The organism is Burkholderia sp. 28_3, assembly GCF_003253915.1.
Taxonomy (GTDB): domain Bacteria; phylum Pseudomonadota; class Gammaproteobacteria; order Burkholderiales; family Burkholderiaceae; genus Burkholderia; species Burkholderia cenocepacia.
In genome coordinates this window covers 508,344-528,363 of the sequence record NZ_QKZF01000003.1, presented here as the reverse complement: position 1 = coordinate 528,363, position 20,020 = coordinate 508,344, and the positions used below count along the sequence as shown (strand labels likewise).

Sequence of the window (20,020 nt, the reverse complement as noted above, 5' to 3'; positions counted from 1 at the left end):
CACGCCGATGGCCGCATGATAGCGAACGTGCCCCATTGCCGGTAGTCCATCTTGAAATGATTGACAAATCCGCGCGTCGGCGCGGCCGGTCATGCAACGGGGCGTGGCGTGCGTGTCAGGGCGTCGACATGCACGTCGACGCCCGGTGGGCAGGGGCTCAGGTGTTGTCGTCGGTCCAGCCGTCGTCGTTGCTGCCGAGGTCCATCCCGCCACCGCCGTTGCCGTCGCTCCAGTTCGAATCGTCGCCGCGGCCGAGGTCGAAGCCCGGGTCGGCTTCCTGCCGGCGGCGCTCGCCGTCGACGATCACGTCGTGTTCGACCACGCGATCGCGGCCGCCGGACATCGCCTGGCCGAGCAGCACGCCGGTCAGCAGTCCGCCCATCCCGCCGCCGAAACCGCCGCCTTGCTGGATCACGACGGGCGGCTGCTGTTGCGGATAGGGTTGTTGCGGCGGGTAGGGCTGCTGCTGATAGGGCTGGCCCTGGGCGCCCGTCACGCGATCGGCTTCCTGCGCGTACACGGAGCCGCTGCCGTTCGTCGGCGCCGCGGGCTGCGCGGCCGGGTCGGGGCGGCCCTCGACGCGCGCCTTCACGCTGGCGTGACGCTGTTCGAGTTCGTCGACGCGATACGGCGGCACCGGATTCTTGCCGTTCGACAGCGTTTCGACGAGCGTACGCGCGTCGTTCTCGATCGCTTCGAGTTCGCCGGTCAGCGCCGCGGCGCCCGGCGCCGTCGACAGCTTCGCATCGAGCTTGAGCGGCCGGATGTCGTTCAGCACGTCGGTCGCGCGCTTGAGCTGCGTGCGGCGTTCGTCGTCGGCGCGGCCGTTGTCGGCCGTGCGCGCGCGCCGCAGCGTCCAGCGCAGCACCAGCGCGATCACGGCGACGATCAGCCCGAGGCCGATCCACATGCCGGTCGACGGGCCGTGTTTTTCGGCCGGCGCGACGGCGGGGGCGAGCCCCGGCTGCAGCGTGCCGGCCTGCGTGGCCGACGGCGTGTTGCCGCTCACGCGCGCGGCGTCGGCGCGAATGCGCGACTCCGTTTGCGCGAAACGCGACGCGTCGGTGAAGCGCAGTTGCGGATCGAGCGATTTCGCGCGCTGCAGTTGCACGAGCGCATCGGACGCGCGGCCTTCGCGGTCCAGCACCTGCGCATACAGGTAGCGCGCGTGCGCGTTGTTCGGATGGGCGTCGATGACTTGCGACAGCTGCGTGTCGGCGCGTTGCCAGTCACGCTGCGCGATCGACTGCTCGACCTGCTGCAGCGACGGTACCGCGAACGCGGCGGACGACAGCAACATCAGCGAGAGGCCGAGTGCGGCGAGAGATTTCTTCATGGTCGAACCGGGCGCAGGCGCCCGTCTCCTGACGATCGGTTCGCGCCGCGCGCCCGGGCCGGGGCGCGGCGCGGTGGCCCGCGATGGCGGTTACTGCGCGGGCGTATCGAGCTGCTTCTTCAGCGCGGCGAGGCGATCTTCCACCGACGGGCCCTTGTTCAGCGCGGCGAGCTTGTCGTCGAGCGCCTTGCCGCTCGACGTGTCGGCCGAGTTGAGGCGCGCGTCCGAGCGCGCGTTCTGCAACGCGACCTTGTCCTCGAGCTTCTGGAAGTCCTCGGACAGGTTCTTGCCGCCGATGCCGCCCAGCGCGCTGGCGGCCACGTCCTTCGCCTGCGCGATTTCCTGCTTGGCCTGCAGGATGTTCGAGCGCGCATTCAGGTCGTTGCGGCGCTGGCGCATGTCGGCGATCTGCCCCTTCAGCTTGTCGACCGACGGCTCGAGCGTCGTCAGTTCGGCCGCGAGCGCATCGCGCTCGGCTTCCGCGTTCGACTGCGCCGCGAGCGCCTCGCGCGCGAGCGCTTCGTCGCCGCCCTGCAGCGCGCGCTTCGCGCCGTCCTCGTACTTCCTGACCTTGTCGTCGGCCGCATCGCGCTTGCTGCGCTGGGTCGCGACCTGTGCCTCGATCTCGATCAGCGAATTCTCGGCACGGCCGATGCTGTCGTCGAGCTCCCGCACGATCTGCCGTGCGTCGCGCGACGGATCCTGTACCGAATCGGCCGCATCGTTCAGCAGGCCTTTGATCGTGCGCGAAATAGAGTCGAAAAGCGACATGAAATCCTCCGTGGTTGAAAGGCGCCGCGTGACCGCGGCAATGCCCGTCGCGAGCCGGTTCCGGCCCGCGTGAGCCGGCGGATATTACACCACCGGTTCACTTAAATACGCCTTAAACGCGCGAGTTCAAGCGGCGCACGCATCAGGACGCCAAACCTTTCGCGACTGAAAGAAAAATGCCCGCGCGCGCCGTATCGCGTGTCCATCATAGGCCGAGGATGCCGACAATACGTTCCGCAAATCACGGCATTGCGGGAATTTTTACAAAAAATCGCGAAGGCCCCCGGGCGATTTCATTAAAATGCGCTGTCACGTCGCGGGAACGGATCGCCGCGCGGCGGGGTCTGTCGACGTGACAGCCGCATCTCGATGCACCCACTCTGATTCATCCGCTTGCATTTCCGCATGCGTCCGAGGGCGCCACGTACGCCCGCCATTCCGACATGCCAATTATCAAACGACCGCCTTCTTCTTCCGACAGGAACGAGCCCCACTACACGCTGCGCCGTTCGCCGTCCGGAGCCTATTACCCCGATGACGACGATCGCGACGACGGCCGCCGCGCGCAGCAGCGCAGCGGCGGTGGCGGAGGGCGCCGCCGTACGTTCGGCTCGCGCGTCGCGCTGTGGTTCGTCGGCTTGTTCGCGACCCTGGCGGTGGTCGGCGCGCTGATCGTCGGCTACGCGCTGGTCGTGATGGCGCCGCAACTGCCGTCGCTCGACGCGCTGACGAACTACCAGCCGAAGGTGCCGCTGCGCGTGTTCACCGCCGACCACGTGCTGATCGGCGAGTTCGGCGAGGAGCGCCGCAGCCTCGTGCGCTTCCAGGATATTCCCGACGTGATGAAGAAGGCCGTGCTCGCGATCGAGGACTACCGCTTCTACGAGCACGGCGGCGTCGATTTCGTCGGCATCCTGCGCGCGGGCGTGGCCGACCTGATGCACGGCGGCGCGCGCCAGGGCGCGAGCACGATCACGATGCAGGTCGCGCGCAACTTCTTCCTGTCGAGCGAGAAGACCTACACGCGCAAGATCTACGAAATGCTGCTCGCGTACAAGATCGAGAAGGCCCTGACGAAGGACCAGATCCTCGAGCTGTACATGAACCAGATCTATCTCGGTCAGCGATCGTACGGTTTCGCGGCCGCGGCGCGCGTGTACTTCGGCAAGGACCTGAAGGACATCACGCTCGCGGAAGCGGCGATGCTCGCGGGGCTGCCGAAGGCGCCGTCCGCGTATAACCCGGTCGTCAATCCGAAGCGCGCGAAGGTGCGTCAGGAATACATCCTGAAGCGCATGCTCGACATCGGCTACATCACGCAGCCGCAGTACGACGAAGCGATCAAGGAAGAGATCCACGTGCGCACGCCGGGCAACCAGTACGCGGTGCACGGCGAGTACGTCGCCGAGATGGTGCGGCAGATGATGTACCAGCAGTACAAGGACGAAACCTATACGCGCGGGCTGACCGTCACGACGACGATCAACTCGGCCGACCAGGAAGCCGCGTACCAGGCCGTGCGTCGCGGCATTCTCGACTACGAGCGCCGCCACGGCTATCGCGGCCCCGAGGCATCGATCAACCTGCCCGCGGCCGGCGACGAACGCGACGAGGCGATCGACGATGCGCTCGCCGATCACCCGGACAACGGCGACCTGCAGTCGGCGGTCGTGCTGTCGGCGTCGCCGAACGCGGTCGAGGTGCAGTTCGTCGGCGGGGCGACCACGACGATCGGCCCGGCCGGGCTGCGTTTCGTCGCGGCCGCGCTGGGCGCCCGTGCGAACAACACGCTGCGCATCAAGCCGGGCTCGGTCGTGCGCGTGCTGAAGGACGGCAAGACGGGCTGGCAGGTCGTGCAGCTGCCGCAGGTCGAAGGCGCGCTCGTCGCGATTGCGCCGCAGGACGGTGCGATCCGCTCGCTCGTCGGCGGCTTCGACTTCAACAAGAGCAAGTTCAACCACGTGACGCAGGCGTGGCGGCAGCCGGGCTCGTCGTTCAAGCCGTTCATCTATTCGGCGTCGCTCGACAAGGGGCTCGGGCCGGCGACGATGATCAACGACGCGCCGCTGTACTTCCCGCCGAGCGTGCCGGGTGGCACCGCATGGGAGCCGAAGGACGACGACCAGCCGGACGGCCCGATGACGATGCGCACCGGCCTGCAGCGTTCGAAGAACCTCGTGTCGATCCGGATCCTCGCGTCGATCGGCACGCAGTATGCGCAGCAGTACGTGACACAGCGCTTCGGCTTCGATCCGGCGAAGACGCCGCCGTACCTGCCGATGGCGCTCGGCGCGGGCCTCGTGACGCCGCTGCAGCTCGCGACCGGCTACGCGGTGTTCGCGAACGGCGGGTACAAGGTCGACCCGTACCTGATCGCCGAAGTCGACGACGCACGCGGCCAGCCGCTGCAGAAGTCGCAGCCGGTGGTCGCGGGCGGCACGGCGCCGCGCACGATCGAAGGCCGCAACGCGTACGTGATGAACAGCCTGCTGCATTCGGTCGCGACGGCCGGCACGGGCGCGGGCACCAACGCGCTGGGCCGCAACGACCTGCAGGGCAAGACGGGTACCACGAACGATGCGAAGGACGGCTGGTTCGCCGGCTACCAGCAGTCGCTCGTCGCGGTCGCGTGGATGGGCTTCGACCAGCCGAAGAGCCTCGGTAGCCGCGAATTCGGTGCGCAGCTCGCGTTGCCGATCTGGGTGAACTACATGCGCACCGCGCTGAACGGCGTGCCCGAGCAGCAGATGCCGATGCCGGACGGCCTGACCACGATCGACGGGGAGCTGTACTACGCCGATCGCACGCCGGGCAACGGCTTCGTCGCGAACGTCGACATCAACCCGGCGGAGAACGCGATCAGCGCGAACGACGCACTGGGTTCGGCCGGCGCGGCCGGGCTGGCGCCGCCGCCCGTCACGCCGCAGGAGAAGCAGCAGATCATGGACATGTTCGAGAACAGGTAAGCGGTACGCCGTGCTTCAGACATGCCGACGGGCGCCTTCGGGCGCCCGTTTTGTCGTGCGCGGCCGGCAGTGGAACGCGGTGAATCAGAACGACGCGCAGGCCGGCACGATGGCGATGCCGACCGATTGCTGATGGAACCGCTGGACGTATGCCTGCCGGATCGCGGCGAGCCGTGCGCGCGTGTCGGGCGTATCGTCGGCGATGATGCGGATCACGAAGCTGTCTTCGTGCGTGATCCTGTCGGTCGAGCGGTCGCGCCATTGGCCGTGCGTGTCCCAGTAGGTGAGGCCGTCGGGGAAGCGCGGCGTGACCGTGTCGGCGAGGAAGGCCGCGCGTTCGGCATCGGTGACGGGGCCGCGCCCGGCGACGTCGCGCCCGAACAGCAGGTCGGCCTGCAGCATGCGGCTTTCACCCGGTTGCGTGCAGGACGCGGATTGCGCGCCGGCGGTGGACGAGGCTGGCGCCGCGCAACCGGCGAGCAGCGCGAGCACCGCCGTGCATGCGGCCAGCCGCCGCATCTGCCCATTTCGTGACGATCGACCTTCGCGCGCGCAAAACGCTGCGCGCTCAACCACTTGCGTGCGGGTCCGGCGGGTTATCAACAGGGCTGTCAACATAATCTGGGGATAACCCTAGGTTGGTTTGCACGCGCCGAGTCGGGATCAGTGCTGCAGTTTCGCGTGCGCGAGATGCATGCCGAGCGTGGCGGGGTCGGTATTCGTGCCCGACAGCAGCACGCCGACGCGCTTGCCCTGCAGCGTTTCGCGCAGCGGGCCGAGCAGCGCGGCGAGCGCGGCCGCGCAGGCCGGCTCGACCGACAGTTTCAGGTGCGAGAACAGGAACAGCATCGCGGCGCGCAGCGCATCGTCGGAGACGGTGACGATGCGGTCGAGGTGGCGCCGGCACAGCTGGTAGCTGTATTCCTCGGTATGCGGCGCCATCAGCGAATCGGCGATCGTCTGCATCGCGCTCATCTTGATCGTGTGATTGGCCGCGAAGCTGCGGCTCATCGCGTCGGCGCCGTCCGGCTCGACGCCGTACACGTGCACGCGCGGATTCGCGAGCCGCAGCGCGGTCGCCATGCCGGCCGCGAGCCCGCCGCCGCCGATCGGCACGATCACCGCGTCGAGGTCCGGCGTCTGCGTCGCCCATTCGTAGCCGAGCGTCGCGGTGCCGAGGATCGTGTGATAGCCGTTGAATGGATGAATGAAGAAGCGGCCTTCCTCGGCCTCGATGCGCCGCACGAGGTCGAATGCCTGCGATGCGCTGCCCGCCAGCACGACTTCCGCGCGGTACTGCTTGCATTGCGCGATGCGCGTCGGGCTCGCGGTATGGAACATCACGACCTTCGCGCTGCTGCCGAGCCGCATCGCCGCATACGCGACGGCCGCCGCATGATTGCCGGCCGACACGCAGGTGACGCCGGCGTTCTTGCGGGCTTCGTCGAGCGCGAGCAGGTGCGTGAACGCGCCGCGCGCCTTGAAGCTGCCGCTCGCCTGCAGCAGCTCGAACTTGAAATTGACGTGCGTGCCTTCGAGGGAGGGCAGGTCGGCGCGCTCGAACACGGGCGTGCGCGCGACCCACGGCGACAACGCGAAATGCTGCGCGGCGATTTCGTCGAGCGTCGGAATCGGCTCGCCGTCGATCGTCGTATGGGCAGTGCCCTGTTGTTCAGTCGACATGACGTGGCGGGTGGCGGAGTGGGCCGACCCGCACACGCGGGCCGGCGTGGCGGGAGGCAGTCAGTGCGCGTCGACCGACATGCTGCGGATGAACTTGCGCAGGAACTGCTCGCAGCCGGCGAGCTGCGCGAGCTCGACATATTCGTTCGGCTTGTGCGCCTGCTCGATGTTGCCGGGCCCGCACACGACGCTCGGGATGCCCGCGCGGGCGAACAGGCCGGCCTCGGTGCCGTACGCGACCTTGCGCTTGTCCTGGTCGGCCGTCAGCGCGCGTACGAGCTGCGTGATCGCGGCTTGCTCGGTCGCATCGAGGCCGGGCGCCGCGGCGATCTTCGAGAATTCGATCGCGGCGTTCGGATGCTCGCGCAGCATCTGCGGCAGCAGCGTTTCCTGCGCATACGCTTCGATGCGCGTGAAGATCTGCTCGGGATCGAGGGTCGGCAGGTTGCGGAATTCGAAGTCGAAGCGGCACTCGGCCGGCACCGTGTTGATCGCGTTGCCGCCCTGGATCGTGCTCGTCTGCGCGGTGGTGAACGGCACGTCGTACAGGTCGTCGAACGGGCCTTCGGCGCGAAAACGCTCGGCGATGTCGCGGATGTGGCAGATGAGGCGCGCCGCATACTCGATCGCGTTGAGCCCCTTCGGCGTCAGCGACGAATGCGCGGCGTGGCCGCGCACGCAGCAGCGGTACGCGTTGATGCCCTTGTGCGCGATAATCGGCCGCATGCTGGTCGGTTCGCCGACGATGCAGCCCGACGGTTGCACGCCGCGCTTCACGAGATCGGCGATCATCAACGGCGCGCCCGCGCAGCCGATTTCCTCGTCGTAGGACAGCGCGAAATGGATCGGCTTCGCGAGCTTCGTCGCCTGCATCTCGGGCAGCAGCGCGAGCGCCGCGCCGATGAAGCCCTTCATGTCGCAGGTGCCGCGGCCGTACAGGCGGCCGTCGCGGATTTCCGGCGCGAACGGGTTGCTGTCCCACTGCTGGCCGTCGACCGGCACGACGTCGGTGTGGCCCGACAGCACGATGCCGCCGTTCGTCGAGCCGTCGTGCGCGGGCACGGTGGCGAACAGGTTCGCCCAGCCGTCGCGCGGATCGTGCGTGATCGTCGACACGATGCCCTTCGCGGCGAGCGCGTCGCGCACCGTTTCGATCAGGCCGAGGTTCGGCACGCGGCTCGTCGTGTCCATCGACACGAGTTGCTTGACCCAGGGCAGGCTGACGAGCGATGCGTCGCCTTCGGTTGCGGCGGACGGCGCCGGCGCGTCGAGAGTGGACATGGCAAAACTCCGTCTGATGAATGGGAAATCATACTCAAAAACGCGCGCGCCCGCCTTCGTCGGGCGCGATGCGGTGCAGCAACGTCGCGCCCGTCAGGATTGCATCAGCGGGCCGCGACGGCCGCCCCCTGTTTCGGGCCGAGCGCGCGCAGCGTTTCCTTGATCGTCGACACGCGGATCGCGAGATCGGGCGAGCGCGTCTCGATGCGCAGCTTGTCCTGGCCCGCGAGCTTGATGTGGCGATGCTTCTGCACCATCTCGATGATCCGCATCGGATCGATCGGCGGATTCGGCTCGAACTGCAGCCCGATCGCGACCTCGCTCGCATCGATCTTCACGATGCCGAGCGGCTTCGCGGCGATCCGCAGCCGGTGCGTCTCGACGAGCGCGTGCGCCTGCGGCGGCAGCTTGCCGAAGCGGTCGATCAGCTCTTCCTGGATGCCGTCGATCGCGTCGCCGTGCTCGCAGTTCGCGAGCCGCTTGTACAGCGACAGCCGCTCCTGCACGTCCGCGCAGTAGTCGGCCGGCAGGATCGCGGGCGCATGCAGGTTGATTTCGGTCGTCGCGGCGAGCGGGGCGGTGAGGTCGGGCTCCTTGCCGTTCTTCAGCGCCTTCACCGCGTCGTTCAGCATGTCCGTATAGAGCTGGAAGCCGATCTCGTGGATTTCGCCCGACTGCTTGTCGCCGAGCACTTCGCCGGTGCCGCGGATCTCGAGGTCGTGCATCGCGAGATAGAAGCCCGAGCCGAGTTCCTCCATCTGCTGGATCGCTTCCAGGCGGCGCTGCGCCTGCTTGGTCAGCGACTGCGGATCGTGGACCAGCAGGTACGCGTAGGCCTGGTGGTGCGAGCGGCCGACGCGGCCGCGCAACTGGTGAAGCTGCGCGAGGCCGAACTTGTCCGCGCGGTGCATGATGATCGTGTTCGCGCTCGGCACGTCGATGCCGGTCTCGATGATGGTCGTGCACAGCAGCACGTTCGCGCGCTGCGCGACGAAATCGCGCATCACGCGTTCGAGCTCGCGCTCGTGCATCTGGCCGTGCGCGATCACGATGCGCGCCTCGGGCACGAGCGCCTCGAGCATCGCCTTGCGGTTCTCGATCGTCTCGACTTCGTTGTGCAGGAAGTACACCTGGCCGCCGCGCTTGAGCTCGCGCAGCATCGCCTCGCGGATCACGCTTTCCTCCTCGCGGCGCACGAAGGTCTTGATCGCGAGCCGCTTCTGCGGTGCGGTCGCGATCACCGAGAAATCGCGCAGCCCTTCGAGCGCCATCCCGAGCGTACGCGGGATCGGCGTCGCGGTGAGCGTCAGCACGTCGACTTCCGCGCGCAGCGCCTTCAGCGCTTCCTTCTGGCGCACGCCGAAGCGGTGTTCCTCGTCGATGATCACGAGGCCGAGACGCTTGAACTGCACGTCCGACGACAGCAGCTTGTGCGTGCCGATCACGATGTCGACGCTGCCTTCGTTGATCTGCGCGATCGCCGCGTTCACTTCCTTCGCGGTCTTGAAGCGCGACAGCTCGACGATGCGCACCGGCCAGTCCGCGAAGCGGTCGGCGAAGGTCTGCGTGTGCTGCTCGGCGAGCAGCGTGGTCGGCGACAGCAGCGCGACCTGCTTGCCGCCCAGCACCGCGATGAACGCCGCGCGCAGCGCGACCTCGGTCTTGCCGAAGCCGACGTCGCCGCACACGAGGCGGTCCATCGGCTTGCCGCTCGTCATGTCGCCGATCACGGCCGCGATCGCCGCGGCCTGGTCGGGCGTTTCCTCGAAGCCGAAGCTTTCCGCGAATTTCACGTAGTCGCGCGGGTCGAGCGAGAACGCGTGGCCTTCGCGGGCCGCGCGGCGCGCGTACAGGTTCAGCAGTTCGGCGGCCGTATCGCGGATCTGCTGGGCGGCCTTGCGCTTCGCGCGCTCCCACTGGCCGGAGCCGAGCGCGTGCAGCGGCGCGCTGTCGGGATCGGCGCCGCTGTAGCGCGAGATCACGTGCAGTTGCGCGACCGGCACGTAGAGCTTGCTGTCGCCCGAGTATTCGAGATGCAGGAATTCGGTTTCGCCTTCGCCGAGATCCATCGACACGAGGCCCATGTAGCGGCCGATGCCGTGCTGCGCGTGGACGACCGGGTCGCCGACCTTCAGCTCGGACAGGTCGCGCACCATCGCGTCGACGTTGCTTGCCTGCTCCTGCCGACGACGGCCCGCGCGGCGGCCGAGCGCGCCGTACAGCTCGGTCTCGGTGACGACCGCATAGCCTTCGCCCGGCACCGCGAAGCCGTTCGCGAGCGGCGCGACGCCGAGCGCGAAGCGTTCGTCGCTTGCAAGCCAGCTCGCGAAGTCGTCGTTCGACGCGGGGCGCAGGTGGTGTTCGGCCAGCAGTTGCAGGATCGTCTCGCGGCGGCCGGCCGATTCGACCGTCAGCAGCACACGCTTGCCCGACGATTCGACGAACGTGCGCAGCGACGCGAGCGGATCGTCCGCATGGCGGTCGACGGTGAGCTCGGGCAGGGCGGTCGCCCAGCCGCCGGCCGGCTGCGCGGGCAGCACGACGCGCGCGAACGGCTTCGCGAACGCGAAGAAATCCTCGTCGGACAGGAACAGGCGCTGCGGCTCGAGGATCGGCCGCTCGCGATCGTGCGCGAGGAACGCGTGACGCTGCTTCGTGTCGGCCGTGAAGCGGCGGATCGACGCCTCGAGGTCGCCGGTGAACACGAGGTGCGCGTCCTGCGGCAGGTAGTGGAACAGCGTGGCCGTCTCGTCGAAGAACAGCGGCAGGTAATACTCGATGCCGGCCGACGGCACGCCGTTGCCGATGTCCTTGTAGATCGGCGCGCGGCTCGGGTCGCCTTCGAAGGTTTCGCGCCAGCGGCTGCGAAACGCCGTGCGCGCGGCTTCGTCGAACGGAAACTCGCGGCCGGGCAGCAGCCGCACGTCGCGCACCGGGTAGAGGCTGCGCTGCGTATCGGGATCGAACGCGCGGATCGAATCGACCTGGTCGTCGAACAGGTCGATCCGGTACGGCAGCGGCGAACCCATCGGGTACAGGTCGATCAGCGAGCCGCGCACGCAGTATTCGCCGGGCCGCACGACCTGGCTCACGTGCTCGTAGCCGGCCAGCGTGAGTTGCGCCTTCAGCTTCGCCTCGTCGAGCCGCTCGCCCTGCGCGAACGCGAACGTGTACGCGGCCATGAACGACGCGGGCGGCATCCGGTACAGCGCGGTGGTCGCGGGCACGAGCAGGATGTCGCAGCGGCCCTCGCCGAGGTCGTGCAGCGTCGCGAGCCGCTCGGACACCAGGTCCTGGTGCGGCGAGAAGGTGTCGTACGGCAGCGTTTCCCAGTCGGGCAGCAGGCGCACGCGCGCATCGGGCGAAAAGTAGCGGATTTCCTGCGACAGCCGCTGTGCATCGACCGCGTTCGCGCAGATCACCGCGAGGAGCGGCACGTCCTGGCGGTTGTCGGCGAGATAACGGGCGATGGCGAGCGCGTCGGCGGAGCCGTGCGCGCCGTCGAAGGCGAAACGCTGGCCGGGCTTGACGCGGGCAACGGGTGAAGCGGACGGGGTGGAAGCGTTATCTGGCATAGGGACGACAGGGGTGGCGTGCACGGGCGCAGCGCGGTGCGCCGGTCGAGACGAAAGACCTATTATAAAATCCGCTTCTCGATTTCACCTTTCCGGCGTTTCCTTTCGTGACTCCCCGACTTTTCGCCCTGATTCCCTGCGCCGGCACGGGCAGCCGTTCCGGTTCGGCCGTGCCGAAGCAATACCGGACGCTGGCCGGCCGCGCGCTGCTGCACTACACGCTCGCCGCGTTCGACGCGTGCAGCGAATTCGCGCAGACGCTCGTCGTGCTCGCGCCCGACGATTCCCATTTCGACGCCCGCCGTTTCGCTGGCCTGCGTTTCGCGGTGCGCCGCTGCGGCGGCGGCTCGCGGCAGGCGTCGGTGCTGAACGGGTTGCTGGAGCTGGCCGAATTCGGCGCGACCGACCACGACTGGGTGCTGGTGCACGACGCCGCGCGCCCGGGCATCACGCCGGAGTTGATTCGCACGCTCGTCGCGACGCTGAAGGACGACCCGGTCGGCGGCATCGTCGCGCTGCCGGTGGCCGACACGCTCAAGCGCGTGCCGGCCGGCGGCGACGCGATCGCGCGCACGGAATCGCGCGACGCGCTGTGGCAGGCGCAGACGCCGCAGATGTTCCGCATCGGCATGTTGCGCGAGGCGATCCTGCGCGCGCAGCGCGAAGGGCACGACCTGACCGACGAAGCGAGCGCGATCGAATGGGCCGGCCATACGCCGCGCGTCGTGCAGGGCAGCCTGCGCAACTTCAAGGTCACGTACCCGGAAGATTTCGCGCTCGCGGAGGCGATCCTCGCGCGTCCCGCGAACGCTTCCTGACTTTCACCCCATCTCAATCGGAACACGCATGGATTTCAGAATCGGACAAGGCTACGACGTGCACCAGCTCGTCGAAGGGCGCCCTCTCATCATCGGCGGCGTGACGATTCCGTACGAGCGCGGCCTGCTCGGCCACTCGGACGCGGACGTGCTGCTGCACGCGATCACCGACGCGCTGTTCGGCGCGGCGGCGCTCGGCGACATCGGCCGCCATTTCTCCGACACGGACGCGGCGTTCAAGGGTGCGGACAGCCGCGTGCTGCTGCGCGCGTGCGCGGAGCGCGTGAAGGCGGCCGGGTTCACGATCCAGAACGTCGACAGCACCGTGATCGCGCAGGCGCCGAAGCTCGCGCCGCATATCGACGGGATGCGCGCGAACATCGCGGCGGATCTCGGGTTGCCGCTCGAGCGCGTGAACGTGAAGGCGAAGACCAACGAGAAGCTCGGCTATCTCGGCCGCGGCGAGGGGATCGAGGCGCAGGCGGCCGCGCTGCTGGTGAAGCAGGGCGGCTGACGTCCGGCCGTTGCGGCGTGCGGTTCGTGCGGCGCGCCGCGCAGCCGGAATGAAAAATGCCACGCGAATGCGTGGCATTTTCGTTTGCAGCCGGCGCGCGGCTCATGGCCGCGCGGCCGGCTCGCTCATTCGCCTTCGGCGGCGATCACCTGCGCGGCGGCGTTGATCACCGACGCGATGCGGCCCACGTCGCGCAGTTGCGTGACGGTCATCCCTTGCTCGTTCTTCAGCAGCGCATAGTGCGACTTCACGCAGAAGTGGCACTTGCCGACGATCGATGCGGCCAGCGCGTACATCTCGAACTTGCGCTTGTCGACACCGCCGTGCGTCGCGTACGCGCCCATCCGCAATTCGGCGCGCTGCGTCTTCAGGTCGGCGTCGTCGGCCATCTCGACATACGGATACCAGGTGTTGTTCATCCCCATCAGCGCGGCCGCCGTCAGCACGGCGTTCGTCTCTTCGGGCGACAGGACGCCGGCTTCGCGAATCGTCTTGACGAGCACCGTGCTCTTCGCCGCGATGGCCGCCGCCAGCGCCACGCCGACCGCGTCCGTGCCTTCGAGCGACGAGCGCGAGATCGTGCCGTCGAGGTTGAGGCGAATGTCCTTCGCGTAGTCGGGGATATGTGCCTTAATCGAGTCGATGAATTCCATTGATATCTCCTATGGGTTGGCCGTTAAAAAAGCCCGCAGGCAGAACGCGCGCCGCGGGCTTCGTGCATTGCTGCGCTTACAGCGTTGCGCCGCCGACTGCGCGGTTGCACGGGCAGAGTTCGTCCGTTTGCAGGCCGTCCAGAATGCGCAGGACTTCTTCCGGGCTGCGGCCGACGTTCAGGTTGTTCACCGAAACGTGCTGGATCGTGTTGTCCGGATCGACGATGAACGTTGCACGCAGGGCCACGCCGGCTTCCTTGTCGCGCACGCCGAGCTGGTCGATCAGTTCGCCCTTGACGTCGCCGAACGAGTAGTGGTTCAGCTTGTCCAGGTCCTTGTGCTCACGGCGCCATGCGAGCTTGACGAATTCGTTGTCCGAGCTGCCGCCGAGCAGGACGGCGTCGCGCTCTTCGAACTGCTTCGTGAGCTTCGCGAATTCGACGATTTCCGTCGGGCACACGAACGTGAAATCCTTCGGATAGAAGTAGATGATCTTCCACTTGCCCGGGAACGACGCTTCGGTGACGGTCTCGAACGCCGACTGGCCGTTTTCCTCGTGATTGTTGAAGCCCGGCTTCGCGGCTACGACGGTGAAAGCTTCGAGTTTATCGCCCACGGTTTTCATGCGGATACTCCTGTGTGAGTTGGGAAGAAGACTGAGTCAAGCTACCTCGGTGCTGCAACGATGATGTGACAGCATGGGCAAAACTATAACACTATTAGCAAGACGCTTCAATAGATTTTAACTAACCACCCTCATAGCTTTTGTCAACCGCCGCGATAGTGTGACGCGCAAGATGCGTGCGTGCGCGTGTCACGCGGTCGCACGCGCCTTGCCGGCGCCGGGGAATTCGAGCGTGACTTCGAGGCCGGCTTCCGGCTGGCGATTGCGCAGGCGCAGCGCGCCGCGGTAGCGGCCGACGAGCCGCAGCACGATCGCCATCCCGAGGCCCGTGCCGTCGGCCTTGGTGCGCGCGGTGTCGACGCGGTAGAACGGCCGCATCACGAGCGGCAGTTGATCCTCGGGGATGCCGGGGCCTTCGTCGCTCACCGACAGCTCGACGCGCGCATGCGACACGCGCGTCTCGAGCGTGATGCGCGAGATGCCGTCCTGCTTGCTCTGGCCGTACTTGCGCGCGTTCTCGACGAGGTTGCCGATCACGCGGCGCATGTCGGTCTCGTCGGCTTCGATGATCGCGCTCGGCGCGAGCCGCGTGCGGATCTCGACGCCGTCCTCGCCCGACACGCGCGCGGCGACTTCGTGCGCGATCGACGACAGGTCGACGGGTTCCGGCTTGCGCTGCGACGGGCGCGCGTAGTCGATGAAGGCCGCGATGATGCGGTCCATCTGTTCGATGTCGTCGACCATCGCGTCCTTGGTCGCCTGGTCGGACGGGCTCATCTCGGTTTCGAGCCGCAACCGCGCGAGCGGCGTGCGCAGGTCGTGCGAAATGCCCGCGAGCATCAGCGCGCGATCGGCTTCGAGCTGTTCGAGGTCGCGCACCATCTGGTTGAAGCTGCGGTTGGTCTCGGCCGCGACGCCCATCCCGCGCTCGGGCAGCGGCTCGGGCGCCTGGCCCGAACCGACCTGGCGCGCGGCGAGCGCGAGCCGCGAGAACGGCCGGTTCACGAGACTCGTGATGAACGCGGAGCCGAACAGCGACAGCGCGAGCGCGAACAGCCCCCAGCCGGCCCACTGCAGGCCCGTGACGTTGTCGAGCTGATCGCGGTCGAGCGCGACCCAGTAATCGTCGTCGTCGATCTTGAAGCTGATCCACACGCCGGGAATGTCGTTGACCGACTGCGCGATCACGGTATCGTCGCCGAGGCGGCTGCGGATGTCGTGTTCGATCAGGCGGTTCAGCGATTCGTCGGGCTGCAGCTTGAATTTGTCGGTTTTCTCGCGCGGGTACACGCGCACGCCCTCGTTGCTCTCGAGATCCTGCAGCAGCGCGCGCCGCAAATCGGGATCGGAATAGAGCAGGGCGGTGCGCGTGAGCTTCACGACCGCGACGAGCTGGAGCGCGACGCGCTGCGCACGCGGCTCGCGCTCGATCACGCGAAAGCTCTGGAACCACGCGGCGAGACTGACCGAGATCAGCAGCGCGATCAGCAGGAAGGTGCGCCAGAACAGCCCGCCGAACGCGAGCTGCAGAAGGCGCCGGTCGATACGCATGGGACGGGCCGTGGACGGGGCGAAACCGGAAAGGAAAAAGCTCAGGCGGCGCCGTCCGGGATGAACACGTAGCCGAGGCCCCAGACCGTCTGGATGAAGCGCGGGCTGCCCGGATCGGGTTCGATCAGCTTGCGCAGGCGCGAGATCTGCACGTCGAGGCTGCGGTCGAACACTTCGTATTCACGGCCGCGTGCGAGTTCCATCAGCTTTTCACGTGACAGCGGCTGGCGCGGATGACGCGCGAATACTTTCAGCACCGAGAATTCGCCGGTGGTCAGCGGAATTTCCTGGCCGGACTTCGTCAGCGTGCGCGTGGCGAGATTCAGCGAGAATTCGCCGAACTCGAACACCTCGGTGGTTTCGGACGGGGCGCCCGGCAGTTCGGCCGGCGCCTGGCGACGCAGCACCGCATGAATGCGCGCGACCAGCTCGCGCGGGTTGAACGGCTTCGGCAGGTAATCGTCGGCGCCCATCTCGAGGCCGACGATGCGATCGACGTCCTCGCCCTTCGCGGTGAGCATGATGATCGGCGTGCGGTCGTTGCTGCCGCGCAGCCGGCGGCAGATCGACAGGCCGTCTTCGCCGGGCAGCATCAGGTCGAGCACGAGCAGGTCGAAACGCTCGCGTACCCAGAGCTTGTTCATCGCGGTCGCGTTTTCCGCGACATAGACGTTGAAACCCTGTTCGCCGAGGTAACGGCGCAGCAGATCGCGCAGGCGAGGGTCGTCGTCGACGACGAGAATCTTGGAGGGGTTTTTCGTTTCCATGATCGGCATCTTATCGCGAATGGGAATTGACGCACGGCCGCGTATTTTCGTGCGTTACAGTCGGTTACAAAATTTACCCGTAGTGTCGCGCCGAGTAAAGGCAGGCTATAGAGATTCCTTTACTCGAAGCCGAAATTCGGTAGATACTCCCCTGCACTCCATCTTTCATCTTTGCACACCCGAATTCCGCAGGGTTTTTCAAGTACCAGAGGTAGCCGGTTGCCGCGTGACGAAGGGAACAAATCGACCAAAGAAGCGAGGACGGTCATGCGATCTGCCCGGATTGCACTGATGCTGACGATCGCGCTTGCCGGTCCATATGCGTCGAACTTCGCGTATGCGCAGCGCCCCGAGCAGGGCGCATCGTCGCGCAAGCTGCCGCGCGGCAAAGCGCCGCAGTCCGATCGTGCCGCCGATATGACGGTCCGTTCCGCCGTGCCTCCCGATCTCGAACAGCGCCGCCGCGACGGGCACATGACGCCCGAAGAGCGGCACCTGTTGCGCCAGCACATCGAAGACGCCGTTCGCGAGCTGTACAAGCGCTGACGCGTGTCGTCGTTCGTCTTGCGCGGAAATCTCCGCGCGGAAAAAATTCGTAGCACTTTTGCCGTCAACTTTCAGGCGCCGAATGCCGTTGTACGGGCATCCGCACCGCCGGTGCGTTCCGGGAGTCCATGACGATGAAAGCGAACGCTGCCGCACCGGCGCCGTCGCCTGCGATGCAGGCGACGCTCGATGCCGACGACGCGCTGTTTTTCCTCAGTCGCACCGGTTTTTCTCCCGCGCCCGCCGAGGTCGCGCGCATCGTCGGCATGACGCGCGCGCAGGTCGTGGCCGACGCGCTCGGCAATGCGCGACACGAACCCGTCACGACGTGGCCCGACTGGCTCGGCGAGTTGCCGCCGACGCGCGCGCAGCGCCAGGCGCTGACGCCCGACATGCGGCGCGACGAGCAGCGCGAGCGCAATCGCCGCTACGATGCGTTGCGCGCGGCCTGGGTCCACGAGATGGTCGCGACGCCGTCGCCGCTCACCGAGCGCATGACGCTGTTCTGGCACGGGCATTTCACGTCCGGGCAGGACAAGGTGCCGTACCCGCAGACGATGGCCGCGCAGAACGCGCTGTTTCGCCGCGAGGCGCTCGGCAACTTCGGCACGCTGCTGCACGCGGTCGCGAAGGATCCGGCGATGCTCCAGTATCTCGACGGCGCGAGCAATCGCAAGGGGCGGCCGAACGAGAATTTCGCGCGCGAGGTGATGGAGCTGTTCACGCTCGGCGAAGGGCACTACACGCAATCCGACGTGACCGAAGCCGCGCGCGCGATGACCGGCTGGACGGTCGATCCCGACACGTTGCGCTTCACGGTGCGGCCCGAGTGGCACGATACCGGCGACAAGACGATCCTCGGCGAAACCGGGCCGTTCGACGGCGACGGCTTTCTCGACATCCTGCTGAAGCGGCCGGGCACCGCGCGCTTCATCGCCGGCAAGCTGTGGCGCGAGTTCGTGTCCGATACGCCGGAACCGGACGCACTCGATGCGGTGGCCGAGCGGTTTCGCGCGAGCGGCTACGACATTCGCGCCGCGCTCGCCGCGCTGTGGTCGACCGACGCGTTCTGGGATCCGCGCAACCGCGGCGTGCTCGTGAAGTCGCCGGCGGAATTCGTCGTCGGGTCGGTGCGGCTGTTCGACGTCGCGTACGGCGATCCGCAGCTGCTCGCGAACACCGTGCGCACGCTCGGGCAGAACCTGTTCTATCCGCCGAACGTGAAGGGCTGGCCGGGCGGCGCGCTGTGGATCAACAGCACCACGCTGCTGTCGCGCAAGCAGTTCGTCGAGCAGTTGTTCCGCGCGACCGAAACGGTCGGCATGCGGCCGCCGGCTCGCGCGACCGCGCAGCCGCCGAACGCGCGGGCGCATGCGATGCCGGCGGCCGATGCGGCGTCCGCCGCCGGCCTGCGGGGCACGCCCGCGAAGCCGGCGCGCGGCGGCCTGCGCTTCGACCTCGAGCGCTGGCTGGCGCAGTATCGTGCGCGGCCGCAGGCGATCGCGGGATTGTCGACCGAGCTGCAGTTGCAGCATGCGGTGCTGCAACTCTCGCCGGTCGCGGCGATCGACACGGATTCGACCGGCAGCGCGTATCTCGAGGCGCTGCTGATGGATCCGGCCTATCAACTGAAATGATGCGAACGACGACGAAGCGGGCAGCCGCCGCGGCAAAGGTGCCCGGCGGCGAACCAAAGGATGTGCGATGAACCGACGTGATTTTCTGACGCTGACCGGCGCAGCGGCGGCGGCCGGCGTGTCGATGTGGCAAGCCCCCGCGATGGCGGCCACCGTGCCGCAGGCCGGGCGAAAGCCGGCGGCCGGGTATGCGAACGTGCTGATCCTCGTCGAGCTGAAGGGCGGCAACGACGGCCTCAACATGGTGGTGCCGTATGCCGATCCGCTGTACTACCAGTTCCGGCGCAGCATCGGCATCAAGCGCGACCAGGTGCTGCAGCTCGACGCGCAGACGGGGCTGCACCCGTCGCTCGCGCCGTTGATGCCGCTGTGGCGCGACGGGCAGGTCGCGGTCGTGCAGGGCGTCGGCTATCCGCAGCCGAACCTGTCGCATTTCCGCTCGATCGAGATCTGGGACACCGCATCGCGCTCGGATCAGTACCTGCACGAAGGCTGGCTCACGCGCACCTTCGCGCAGGCGCCGGTCCCGCCCGGTTTCGCGGCGGACGGCGTCGTGCTCGGCAGCGCCGAGATGGGGCCGCTGTCGAACGGCGCGCGCGCGATCGCACTCGTCAATCCTGCGCAGTTCATCCGGGCGGCCCGGCTCGCCGAGCCGTCGTCGCTGCGCGAGCAGAACCCGGCGCTCGCGCACATCATCGACGTCGAGAACGACATCGTGAAGGCGGCCGACCGGCTGCGCCCGCGCGGCGGGATGCGCGAATTCAGGACGGCCTTTCCGGCCGGCGCGTTCGGCACGTCGGTCAAGACCGCGATGCAGGTGCTGGCCGCGTGCGAAGCGTCCGGGCCCGGCGCGCAGGATGGGGTCGCGGTGCTGCGCCTGACGCTCAACGGCTTCGACACGCACCAGAACCAGCCGGGGCAGCAGGCCGCGCTGCTCAAGCAGTTCGCGCAAGGGATGAGCGCGATGCGCGCGGCGTTGGTCGAACTCGGGCGCTGGAACGAGACGCTCGTGATGACCTATGCGGAATTCGGGCGGCGCGTGCGCGAGAACCAGAGCAACGGCACCGATCACGGCACGGCCGCGCCGCATTTCGTGATGGGCGGCCGCGTGGCGGGCGGCCTGTACGGTGCGCCGCCGGCGCTCGGGCGGCTCGACGGCAACGGCAACCTGCCGGTCGCGGTCGATTTCCGCCAGCTTTATGCGACCGTGCTTGGGCCGTGGTGGGGGCTCGATGCGACGCGCGTGCTGCAGCAGCGTTTCGACACGCTGCCGTTGCTGAAGGCGTGATGCGCGCGG

The 20,020-nt window shown here is 67.7% G+C and carries 16 protein-coding genes; 6 read left to right on the top strand and 10 right to left on the bottom strand.

What is annotated here, in order from left to right; translation table 11 throughout:
* Positions 1-157 precede the first annotated feature (157 nt).
* Together DFS13_RS10455 and DFS13_RS10450 are read right to left on the bottom strand one after the other, a co-directional pair.
* On the bottom strand, positions 158-1,336 hold the full coding sequence (locus DFS13_RS10455) for a M48 family metallopeptidase (protein WP_006495595.1): 1,179 nt from the start codon (positions 1,334-1,336) through the stop codon (positions 158-160).
* Between the two features lie 90 nt (positions 1,337-1,426).
* Entirely contained in the window at positions 1,427-2,107 is a 681-nt protein-coding gene (locus DFS13_RS10450; protein ID WP_006487987.1) for a PspA/IM30 family protein, read from the bottom strand.
* Between the two features lie 443 nt (positions 2,108-2,550).
* Here DFS13_RS10450 and DFS13_RS10445 point away from each other — a divergent pair, with 443 nt between their 5' ends.
* The gene (locus DFS13_RS10445; protein WP_006488026.1) at positions 2,551-5,073 is read left to right on the top strand and encodes a penicillin-binding protein 1A; all 2,523 of its coding nucleotides are present in this window, start codon (positions 2,551-2,553) and stop codon (positions 5,071-5,073) included.
* A gap of 84 nt (positions 5,074-5,157) precedes the next feature.
* Here DFS13_RS10445 and DFS13_RS10440 read toward each other — a convergent pair whose 3' ends face one another.
* The 4 genes from DFS13_RS10440 to mfd all read right to left on the bottom strand — a co-directional run bounded on the left by DFS13_RS10440 (position 5,158) and on the right by mfd (position 11,612).
* On the bottom strand, positions 5,158-5,592 hold the full coding sequence (locus DFS13_RS10440) for a DUF3574 domain-containing protein (protein WP_060268532.1): 435 nt from the start codon (positions 5,590-5,592) through the stop codon (positions 5,158-5,160).
* 144 nt (positions 5,593-5,736) lie between these two features.
* Positions 5,737-6,756: a threonine/serine dehydratase gene (locus DFS13_RS10435; RefSeq protein WP_006488009.1), complete on the bottom strand. Its 1,020-nt coding sequence runs from the start codon at positions 6,754-6,756 to the stop codon at positions 5,737-5,739.
* 60 nt (positions 6,757-6,816) lie between these two features.
* On the bottom strand, positions 6,817-8,037 hold the full coding sequence (argE, locus tag DFS13_RS10430) for an acetylornithine deacetylase (RefSeq protein WP_111441702.1): 1,221 nt from the start codon (positions 8,035-8,037) through the stop codon (positions 6,817-6,819).
* A 104-nt stretch (positions 8,038-8,141) separates the two neighbouring features.
* Positions 8,142-11,612, bottom strand: a complete 3,471-nt coding sequence (gene mfd, locus DFS13_RS10425) for a transcription-repair coupling factor (protein ID WP_034201608.1) — start codon at positions 11,610-11,612, stop codon at positions 8,142-8,144.
* A 107-nt stretch (positions 11,613-11,719) separates the two neighbouring features.
* Here mfd and ispD point away from each other — a divergent pair, with 107 nt between their 5' ends.
* Positions 11,720-12,430, top strand: a complete 711-nt coding sequence (ispD, locus tag DFS13_RS10420; protein ID WP_034201609.1) for a 2-C-methyl-D-erythritol 4-phosphate cytidylyltransferase — start codon at positions 11,720-11,722, stop codon at positions 12,428-12,430.
* A gap of 28 nt (positions 12,431-12,458) precedes the next feature.
* Positions 12,459-12,944, top strand: a complete 486-nt coding sequence (gene ispF, locus DFS13_RS10415; protein WP_006488015.1) for a 2-C-methyl-D-erythritol 2,4-cyclodiphosphate synthase — start codon at positions 12,459-12,461, stop codon at positions 12,942-12,944.
* A 125-nt stretch (positions 12,945-13,069) separates the two neighbouring features.
* On the opposite strand, the gene DFS13_RS10410 is transcribed toward ispF, so the two are convergent.
* The 4 genes from DFS13_RS10410 to ompR all read right to left on the bottom strand — a co-directional run bounded on the left by DFS13_RS10410 (position 13,070) and on the right by ompR (position 16,549).
* Positions 13,070-13,597 carry a carboxymuconolactone decarboxylase family protein gene (locus tag DFS13_RS10410; protein WP_111441701.1) on the bottom strand — a complete coding sequence of 176 codons (528 nt, stop codon included), beginning with the start codon at positions 13,595-13,597 and terminating at the stop codon, positions 13,070-13,072.
* Between the two features lie 76 nt (positions 13,598-13,673).
* Positions 13,674-14,222: a peroxiredoxin gene (locus DFS13_RS10405; protein ID WP_006478563.1), complete on the bottom strand. Its 549-nt coding sequence runs from the start codon at positions 14,220-14,222 to the stop codon at positions 13,674-13,676.
* 189 nt (positions 14,223-14,411) lie between these two features.
* Entirely contained in the window at positions 14,412-15,773 is a 1,362-nt protein-coding gene (locus DFS13_RS10400; protein WP_006488007.1) for an ATP-binding protein, read from the bottom strand.
* Positions 15,774-15,814: 41 nt separating this feature from the next.
* The gene (ompR, locus tag DFS13_RS10395; RefSeq protein WP_006478565.1) at positions 15,815-16,549 is read right to left on the bottom strand and encodes a two-component system response regulator OmpR; all 735 of its coding nucleotides are present in this window, start codon (positions 16,547-16,549) and stop codon (positions 15,815-15,817) included.
* Between the two features lie 258 nt (positions 16,550-16,807).
* Here ompR and DFS13_RS10385 point away from each other — a divergent pair, with 258 nt between their 5' ends.
* From DFS13_RS10385 to DFS13_RS10375, 3 genes are all read left to right on the top strand, one after another.
* Positions 16,808-17,086 carry a hypothetical protein gene (locus DFS13_RS10385; RefSeq protein ID WP_012492681.1) on the top strand — a complete coding sequence of 93 codons (279 nt, stop codon included), beginning with the start codon at positions 16,808-16,810 and terminating at the stop codon, positions 17,084-17,086.
* A 134-nt stretch (positions 17,087-17,220) separates the two neighbouring features.
* The gene (locus DFS13_RS10380) at positions 17,221-18,723 is read left to right on the top strand and encodes a DUF1800 family protein (RefSeq protein ID WP_111441718.1); all 1,503 of its coding nucleotides are present in this window, start codon (positions 17,221-17,223) and stop codon (positions 18,721-18,723) included.
* A gap of 67 nt (positions 18,724-18,790) precedes the next feature.
* Entirely contained in the window at positions 18,791-20,011 is a 1,221-nt protein-coding gene (locus DFS13_RS10375) for a DUF1501 domain-containing protein (RefSeq protein ID WP_034201610.1), read from the top strand.
* The last annotated feature ends 9 nt before the right edge of the window (positions 20,012-20,020 follow it).

Coding starts and splice junctions, on each gene's coding strand:
- DFS13_RS10455 (WP_006495595.1), bottom strand. CDS start 1,336: ATGAAGAAATCTCTCGCCGCACTCGGCCTCTCGCTGATGTTGCTGTCG.
- DFS13_RS10450 (WP_006487987.1), bottom strand. CDS start 2,107: ATGTCGCTTTTCGACTCTATTTCGCGCACGATCAAAGGCCTGCTGAAC.
- DFS13_RS10445 (WP_006488026.1), top strand. CDS start 2,551: ATGCCAATTATCAAACGACCGCCTTCTTCTTCCGACAGGAACGAGCCC.
- DFS13_RS10440 (WP_060268532.1), bottom strand. CDS start 5,592: ATGCGGCGGCTGGCCGCATGCACGGCGGTGCTCGCGCTGCTCGCCGGT.
- DFS13_RS10435 (WP_006488009.1), bottom strand. CDS start 6,756: ATGTCGACTGAACAACAGGGCACTGCCCATACGACGATCGACGGCGAG.
- argE (WP_111441702.1), bottom strand. CDS start 8,037: ATGTCCACTCTCGACGCGCCGGCGCCGTCCGCCGCAACCGAAGGCGAC.
- mfd (WP_034201608.1), bottom strand. CDS start 11,612: ATGCCAGATAACGCTTCCACCCCGTCCGCTTCACCCGTTGCCCGCGTC.
- ispF (WP_006488015.1), top strand. CDS start 12,459: ATGGATTTCAGAATCGGACAAGGCTACGACGTGCACCAGCTCGTCGAA.
- DFS13_RS10410 (WP_111441701.1), bottom strand. CDS start 13,597: ATGGAATTCATCGACTCGATTAAGGCACATATCCCCGACTACGCGAAG.
- DFS13_RS10405 (WP_006478563.1), bottom strand. CDS start 14,222: ATGAAAACCGTGGGCGATAAACTCGAAGCTTTCACCGTCGTAGCCGCG.
- DFS13_RS10400 (WP_006488007.1), bottom strand. CDS start 15,773: ATGCGTATCGACCGGCGCCTTCTGCAGCTCGCGTTCGGCGGGCTGTTC.
- ompR (WP_006478565.1), bottom strand. CDS start 16,549: ATGCCGATCATGGAAACGAAAAACCCCTCCAAGATTCTCGTCGTCGAC.
- DFS13_RS10385 (WP_012492681.1), top strand. CDS start 16,808: ATGCGATCTGCCCGGATTGCACTGATGCTGACGATCGCGCTTGCCGGT.
- DFS13_RS10380 (WP_111441718.1), top strand. CDS start 17,221: ATGAAAGCGAACGCTGCCGCACCGGCGCCGTCGCCTGCGATGCAGGCG.
- DFS13_RS10375 (WP_034201610.1), top strand. CDS start 18,791: ATGAACCGACGTGATTTTCTGACGCTGACCGGCGCAGCGGCGGCGGCC.